This window comes from Streptomyces sp. SBT349 (genome assembly GCF_001083795.1).
GTDB lineage: Bacteria > Actinomycetota > Actinomycetes > Streptomycetales > Streptomycetaceae > Streptomyces.
Genome location: NZ_LAVK01000382.1, coordinates 1 through 6,977, shown reverse-complemented (window position 1 = coordinate 6,977; position 6,977 = coordinate 1). Strand labels below are relative to the sequence as shown.

General features: G+C 68.6%; 7 protein-coding genes and 1 pseudogene. 5 read left to right on the top strand and 3 right to left on the bottom strand.

Annotated features, from left to right (window positions below; all coding sequences use genetic code 11):
* The first annotated feature begins 191 nt into the window (after nucleotides 1-191).
* The 4 genes and pseudogenes from ADY01_RS30670 to ADY01_RS41950 form a co-directional block, all read left to right on the top strand.
* Nucleotides 192-977 carry a pentapeptide repeat-containing protein gene (locus tag ADY01_RS30670; RefSeq protein ID WP_159001524.1) on the top strand — a complete coding sequence of 262 codons (786 nt, stop codon included), beginning with the start codon at nucleotides 192-194 and terminating at the stop codon, nucleotides 975-977.
* A gap of 309 nt (nucleotides 978-1,286) precedes the next feature.
* Entirely contained in the window at nucleotides 1,287-1,577 is a 291-nt protein-coding gene (locus ADY01_RS30665; RefSeq protein WP_049579970.1) for a replication-relaxation family protein, read from the top strand.
* 192 nt (nucleotides 1,578-1,769) lie between these two features.
* Nucleotides 1,770-2,105 carry a helix-turn-helix domain-containing protein gene (locus ADY01_RS41060; protein WP_234320483.1) on the top strand — a complete coding sequence of 112 codons (336 nt, stop codon included), beginning with the start codon at nucleotides 1,770-1,772 and terminating at the stop codon, nucleotides 2,103-2,105.
* 7 nt (nucleotides 2,106-2,112) lie between these two features.
* Nucleotides 2,113-2,643 (top strand): annotated as a pseudogene (locus ADY01_RS41950) (IS30 family transposase); the annotation flags it as partial.
* Here ADY01_RS41950 and ADY01_RS30655 read toward each other — a convergent pair.
* On the bottom strand, nucleotides 2,550-3,359 hold the full coding sequence (locus tag ADY01_RS30655) for a transposase (RefSeq protein ID WP_420715758.1): 810 nt from the start codon (nucleotides 3,357-3,359) through the stop codon (nucleotides 2,550-2,552). The pseudogene ADY01_RS41950 and the gene ADY01_RS30655 sit on opposite strands and share 94 nt — an antisense overlap.
* 76 nt (nucleotides 3,360-3,435) lie before the next feature.
* On the opposite strand from ADY01_RS30655, the gene ADY01_RS30650 reads away from it, so the two are divergent.
* Entirely contained in the window at nucleotides 3,436-4,971 is a 1,536-nt protein-coding gene (locus ADY01_RS30650) for an ISL3 family transposase (protein WP_049579969.1), read from the top strand.
* A 56-nt stretch (nucleotides 4,972-5,027) separates the two neighbouring features.
* Here the strand turns inward: ADY01_RS30650 and ADY01_RS41415 are convergent, their stop codons facing one another.
* Complete coding sequence (locus ADY01_RS41415; RefSeq protein ID WP_049579975.1) at nucleotides 5,028-5,966, bottom strand: NlpC/P60 family protein; 939 nt, start codon at nucleotides 5,964-5,966, stop codon at nucleotides 5,028-5,030.
* 33 nt (nucleotides 5,967-5,999) lie between these two features.
* Nucleotides 6,000-6,977, bottom strand: a 978-nt coding sequence (locus ADY01_RS30640; RefSeq protein ID WP_107081878.1) for a replication-relaxation family protein, incomplete at its 5' end; no start/stop codon positions are given.

Below are 6,977 nucleotides of genomic sequence, written 5' to 3'. Positions count from 1 at the left end.
TCCGGTGTGCGGCGGAGCCGGGTCCGGGCTGAGGCTGATGGTCTGCCAGGCGGCGGTGATCGCGGTGGGTGGGGTTCGTTGTGGTGGCCGCGGTGGGCTGTGCGGTGGTCACGGGAGTGGTGCTCGGGGTCGTTACGCCGTTCACGCGTGACGTGGCGGCGTGGGCCTCTGGGCCTGGCTCGTGGGCGGGGATGACGTCGGCGGAGCAGGCCGCTGCGATGGGGCAACTGCGCCTGGCGGTGGTCCAGCTTGCCGCTCTCCTCGGGGCGGGTGTTGCCCTGCTGGTCACTGTTTTTACCTACCGGCTCTCCCGCCGTGGGCAGGTGACCGATCGCTTCATCAAGGCTCTGGAACGTCTGGGTTCGGAGGAGCTGTATGTGCGTCTCGGTGGTGTGCTCGCGCTGGAGCAGATCATGCAAGACGCTCCCGATCAGGCGCCCCACGCTGCTGCGGTCCTGGAAGCCTTTGTGTGCGAACGCGCGCCTCGCCGCCGTGGTGGCGCCTCCTTGCCGGGCAGCCCACCCCCGCTGCCGGAACACCCGGCCACTGATATTCAGCTAGCCCTGAGCGCGTTGACCCGCCCGAAAAACCGCCGCCACAGTACTGCCACAATCCTTCTGGACGGCCTTCACCTCGCCGGTGCCGGGGCCAACTTCTCGGATCTCACCCATATGCAGCTCAGCAGAGCGGATCTCACCCGCGCCCAGTTCACCTGGTCGGACCTGACCGATGTCCGGTTCTTCGACGCGGATCTCACCGACGCGCTGCTCAACGGGGCCCGTCTCAACGGGGCCCGTCTCAACGGGGCAAATCTCACTGGTGCCCAGCTCGGCGGAGCGGACCTTCGCGGGGCCATCGGGTTGAGCGTTGAGCAGGTTGTTTCCGCGCGGCCGACGTTGAGTACGAAGCTGCCGCCCGAAGTCGCTGCGGATCCTGCTGTCGTGCGCCGTCTGCTCGAAGAGGGCGCCGGGCCGTGATGTTGGGATGTCCTCCGCCTCAGCCGGGATCTCACAGTGGGCAGGCCAGCCTGTCCTTTCTGGCAGGCCATGAGCCCTGGTGACGGTCTGCGATAGGCCGGGGCCAGCCCTTCCGACTTCCCGAGGCCCTGCACGGAGGCTCGGGCTGGTGGGCCCTTTGCGGCTCTTGTAGCCGGCGCTCTGGTTCTCGTTCGGGCGCAGCGTCCACGACGCTCCTGCCCAGCAGCCGAGTCCGGACACTCCCACTGAGTGCGCATGTCCCGGACCGAGGCGCCAGCCCGGTCTGAGGTGCCCAGGATCTTCCGAACCATGCCCTGCGGTGAGGGGAGCGGCGGCTACCCGCATCCACGCGGCTGCGGCTCGGTGGAGTCCTGGTCCACGGAGGTGCCGCTGCCCGCGACCGGGACATGGGCGAGTGCGGGGCGCGGTGGCGCGCAGGCCGACGCCGTCCTGGCCGCGCCCGAGGCGGGGGTGCCGCTGCTGTTCGTGGAGGTCGACACCTGCCACATGGACGCCCAGCGCATCGCGACCAAGCTCGGCAAGTACGCGCGGTTCCTGAAACGGCGCGTGAAGGACACCGGCGGGAAGCAGCCGGCTTGAGTTCTATCGGTGGTTGCGAACGCTTCGAGAGGGGACGTTCGCATGCCTCGTTGGGCTCACAACAAGTTGCCGACTGCAGTGAAGAAGCGGTACTTCGAGCTGTTGCATCAAGGGCTGAAGGGAGCCGCTGCGGCCCGCGAGGTGGGTGTGTCCACCAGCTGCGGTTCGAAGTGGTTCATCGAAGCTGGGAGCATGATCGTCCCTGATCCCGGCCCGATAGCGCCACGCTTCCTCACCCAGGACGACCGCATCGCCATCGCGGACGGACTGCACGCCAGGCAGCCCGTCAAGGGCATCGCCGCCTTGATCGGCAAGAGCGTGTCGACCGTCTACCGGGAGATCCAGCGTGGCAGCAAGGACGGCCCTTATCAGCCCTGGTGGGCGCACAACCAGGCACTGCTGCGGCGGCGCCGCCCGAAGGAGGAGAAGATCCGGGCCGGCGAGCCACTGCGCACAACGGTGCGCACGAAGCTGGCCGAGAAGTGGTCGCCTCAGCAGGTCTCGCGGTATCTCGCCCTTCCCCAATGATCCCGCCATGCGGGCCTGCCCGGAGACGATCTACCGGGCACTCTTCGCCGGCCTCCTCGGCCGCAGGGACGGCAAGCTACGCACCGGACGCACACGCCGGAGGAAGCAGCGGCGTGGGATCGCCCCACCAAACAAGATCAAGAACATGACGCTGATCCACCAGCGACCACTGGAGGTCAACAAGCGCGCCGTCCCCGGACACTGGGAAGGCGATCTCATCATCGGCCGCAATCAGGGCTCAGCGATCGGTACTCTCGTGGAACGCACCACCCGTTACGTCCGGCTCCTCCATCTGCCACAGGGCTGGAAAGCTCCGCATGTCCGCAACGCGCTGATCGCCCAGACTGCGGACATCCCCTCGCAGCTGCGCCAGACCCTCACGTGGGACCAGGGTCGCGAACTCGCCTTGCACCAGGAGGTCGAGGCGCTGACCGGCTTCCGGATCTACTTCTGCGATCCGCATTCACCTTGGCAGCGCGGCACGAACGAGAACACCAACGGACTGCTGCGGCAGTACTTCTCCAAGGGCAGCGACCTGTCCGTCCACACCGCCCGAGACCTCCAGGCGGTCGCTCGCCAACTCAACCGTCGACCCCGTCTCGTCCTCGGTGACAAGACCCCCGCCGAAGCCATGAGAGGATGGCTTACAGGGCCGATGACCTGCTGATTCGCAATCATTAGTAGAAACCGCCCCGGGTCGAGAGGCCAGTTCTGCCACTCGGCCATACCGTCCATGACCTTGTCCGTGATCGTGGAGATCGTCTGACGGGACACCTCGGCGCCGTAGACCTCGGCCAGGTGGGCCTGGACCTCTCCGGTCGTCAGGCCCTTCGCGGCCAGCGAGATCACCATCTCGTCCACCCCGGTCAGGCGCTTCTGCCGCTTCTTGACCATCTTCGGCTCGAAGCTGCCCTCCCGGTCACGGGGCACGGATATCTCGACCGGGCCGACATCGGTCAGCACTGTCTTGGACCGGGTGCCGTTGCGGCTGTTCTGGCCGTTCCTGCTGGCCGCGTCGTGCTTGTCGTAGCCGAGGTGGTCGGTCATCTCACCTTCCAGGGCGGACTCCAGCAGCCGCTTGGTCAGCTGCTGGAGCAGTCCGCCCTCACCGGTCAGCTGCAGGCCCTCGGCCTGGGCACGATCGACGAGCTGGTCGATCAACCGCTGTTCCACCGCGGCCGACGGCTGAGCCCCAGCCGTCTGGATCGGACCACTCTTGGACGTGTTCTCACTGGTCACAGGTGCACCTTCCATGATCGGGATACACCGTTCGTTTGGCTCTGTTCCGTAGTCGGTGGTGACGGTGGGTGGTGGGCGTCGTTGACTTCGTATGCAAGACGTCAACTCCCTTGTACCAACGGTGTTTTCCGGGCTTTCGGCGCTGGTCGTCGAGGGTGTGGCGGATGACGGCGAGGTGATCCGGGTCATCGCCCGGACCCGGGATGTTCCGGTGCCTTGCCCGGTGTGCGGGGCGCCGACGGGGAAGGTGCACGGGTACCACCTCCGGACAGTGACGGATGTGCCGGTGGACGGTCGGCAGGTCGTGGTCCGTGTCCGGGTGCGGCGCCTGGTCTGCCGGGTCCTGGGCTGCCGACGGCAGACCTTCCGCGAGCAGGTCCCCGGTCTGATCGAGCGGCTTCAGCGGCGCACCACGCGTCTGACCCGTCAGGTCTCACAGGTGGTCAAGGAGTTATGCGGCCGGGCGGCGTCCCGTCTCTCCCAGTTCCTGGCCACGCCGTTCTCCTACGCCACCGCCCTGCGCCTGCTTCGGCGCATCCCCTCGCCGGCAGTGCGCGTCCCGCGGGTGATCGGGGTCGACGACTTCGCCCTGCGCCGCCGCCACCGCTACGCCACGATCATCATCGACGTCGAGACCGGGCAGCGCGTCGAGGTCCTGCCCGACCGCGAGGCAACCACCCTGGAGGCATGGCTGCGCGGGAAGACCGGTATCGAGGTCGTGTGCCGGGACGGCTCGGCCAGCTACGCCGAGGCGATCCGCCGGGCCCTGCCCGATGCAGTGCAGGTCAGCGACCGATGGCACCTATGGCGGAACCTGTGTGAGAAAGTCCTGGCCGAGGTCCGCGTCCATGCCCCCTGCTGGGCCACCGTCAACCCGCCCCGGCCCGGCGGCGTCCACGAGCAGACCACCCGCGAGCGCTGGCGCAAGGTTCACGCCCTCCTCGACTCAGGCGTCGGCCTGCTCGACTGCTCCCGCAGGCTCGGACTGGCCCTGAACACCATCAAGCGCTACGCCCGCATCCCCGAACCGTCCGCTAACCGCGTCGTGCCACGCTACCGACCCACGCTGGTCGACCCCTACCGCGACCACCTGCGCCAGCGCCGGTCCGACAACCCGGCCGTCCCTGTCACCCACCTCCTGCACGAGATCAGGGAACTGGGTTACACCGGCAGTGCCAACCTGCTGGTCCGCTACCTCAACCAGGGTCGTGCCGAAGGCGACCACCCTGTGACCACCCCCCGCCGCCTTGCCCGGCTCCTACTCACCCACCCCGAGCACCTGAGGACCAAGGACACCGACCTGCTCGGTCTTCTCACCGTGGCCTGCCCGGAGATGACCGCACTCGCCCGACTCATCGGCGAGTTCGCCGCGCTCCTGACCCCGGACCAGGACAACGACGACAAGCTCACCCAGTGGATCACCACCGTCCGCGCAGCCGACCTACCCCACCTGCACAGCTTCTGCAACGGCCTCGAACTCGACCGCCACGCCGTGAACGCCGGCCTCACCCTCCCCTGGAACAACGGACGCACCGAAGGCGTCAACACCAGCACCAAGAAGATCATGCGACAGATGCACGGCCGAGCAGGATTCGACCTCCTCCGCCACCGCATCCTGCTCCACTGACGACCACCCACCGCCACCACCGACTACGGAACAGAGCCTCGTTTTACAGTCCCGACTCAGGCGGCTGGTCGTGTGGCGCCCGCGTAGTCGTCGCCCGCGTACCGGTGGGGGGCGAGTTGGATTAGCTCGCCGGTGCGGGGGGCGTGGATCATTTGGTCGCCTCCGATGTAGAGGCCGACGTGGTGGATGTTGTCGGGGGTGCCGTAGAAGACGAGGTCGCCGGGTTGGAGTGGTTGTCCGTCGGGGATGCGGGGGCCTGCGTTGTACTGGTCTTGGGCGACGCGGGGGATGGGGATGCCGGCTGCTTGGTAGGCGGCGCGGGTGAGGCCGGAGCAGTCGAAGCCGTCTTCGCCTTGGGCTGGTCCGTCGCCGCCCCAGAGGTAGGGGAGGCCGAGTTGGCCGGTGGCGTAGTTGATGGCTGCCAGGGCGGCGGGGGAGGCGTCGGTATCGCTGCCGATGCTGGTGGGGCTTTGGTACTGCTGAGCTTGGGCGAGGATGTCGGCGACGTACCAGTCGGCGTGGTTGTACGCGAAGATCGCTCCCTTGAGGTCGTGCCCGTCACGGGCCCCTGAGTCGCACAGGTACGCGGCAGCGGCGTAGACGGCGTCGTGGAGGTTGTAGGGGGAGGGCCGTTGTGCCCCGCCCGGCGGCGGGGGGTGCTCGGCGACGGTGGCGTCGAAGGTCGGCTGGAGGAATTGCATCGGCCCTTTGGCGCCGGCGTGGTTGGCGCCGCTGGTGACGCCGGGCAGGGTGGAGCGGCCGTGGTCGCTCTCCTGTTTGCCGATGGCGGCCAGGATGGTCCAGTCGAGGCCGGGGCAGGTCTGGGCGGCGGCGGTGTAGAGGGCGTAGTGGTCGGCGGGGATGTCCTCCATGGCGGTGCGGCTGGGGCTGGTGCCCTGGCCGGTGAGGGTGGTGAACATGCCTCCGGCTGCGGCCATCCCGAGGGTGATGAGGAGCATGATGCCGACGAAGAACGCGAGCACGGATTTGAGCATGGGGATCAGCACCCTGGATGTCTCGGCCGGGCGTCATGCGGGGGGCATGGGAGGCGGCGGCTGTAGGGCGGTATCCGGGGTGTCGGCTTCGGCGGTGGCTGCCGAGGGGGACACCGGGGTCAGGTGCGGCCAGGCTCCGGTGAGGCCGGCCAGGGACAGGCGTCCGCCGGGGGCGGCTGGCAGGGGGAGCCAGCGGGCGGTGGCCGGGTCGCTGGGTGCCGTGGGGGTTGCTGCGGTGCTCGTGGTGGCCACGGGGACGAGGTCGGGGGACTCGAGACTCTGGCGGGCCGCGGCCAGGGCGGTGCGTGCTCCTGCTTCCCGATGAGGGCTGGGCAGCCACACCAGCACGGGGGTGGTCACGGATGTTGTGCGGGCGAGCTGGTGGTAGCGGGCCAGTTTCCTCGCGAGCTTGTCGAGCGGTTCCGTGCCGCGGTCGTATTCGAGGAACCACTCGATGGTTCCGGCGCGCTGGTGGTGCCATCGGCCGTAGGCGTCGGGGCGGACGATGTCGCCGAAGTGTCGGGCGCAGCGGGTTTCGGACCACCAGGCGGTCAGCCGTTCGGGTGCGCCGGGCTGGCGGGCGCGGGCGATGAGCGTGGTGAACAGCCCGTTGGTCCCTGTGGTGTGGGCCAGGGTCAGGGAGTGGGCGATGCCGATGGCGGTGGCGTGCCGGTAGGGCAGCTGGCGGGGGTCTTTGGCGTCCTCGGCGGCGAGGATGTGGGCTCCGGCGATGTCGAGGACGTAGTGCATGGGTGCTGAACCGCTGGTGGTGAAGGGCTGGAATCGGTCGGTCATGCGCCATTTGTAGAGCTGGAGCAACCGGGAGTTGGCGGCGCGGGCGGAGGGCCAGGCGGCCTGGACGATCTGGTGGAGGGTGAGGACCTTGTGCTCGTGCAGCATCCTTGCCAGCCACCGGTCGCGGGTGGTCAGCCGTCCGGCGAGGTGTGCCAGGTGCTGGCCGCTGACCGCGATGCGTTGCGTGGGGCGGGCCGGTAGGGGGCGGCGCAAGGG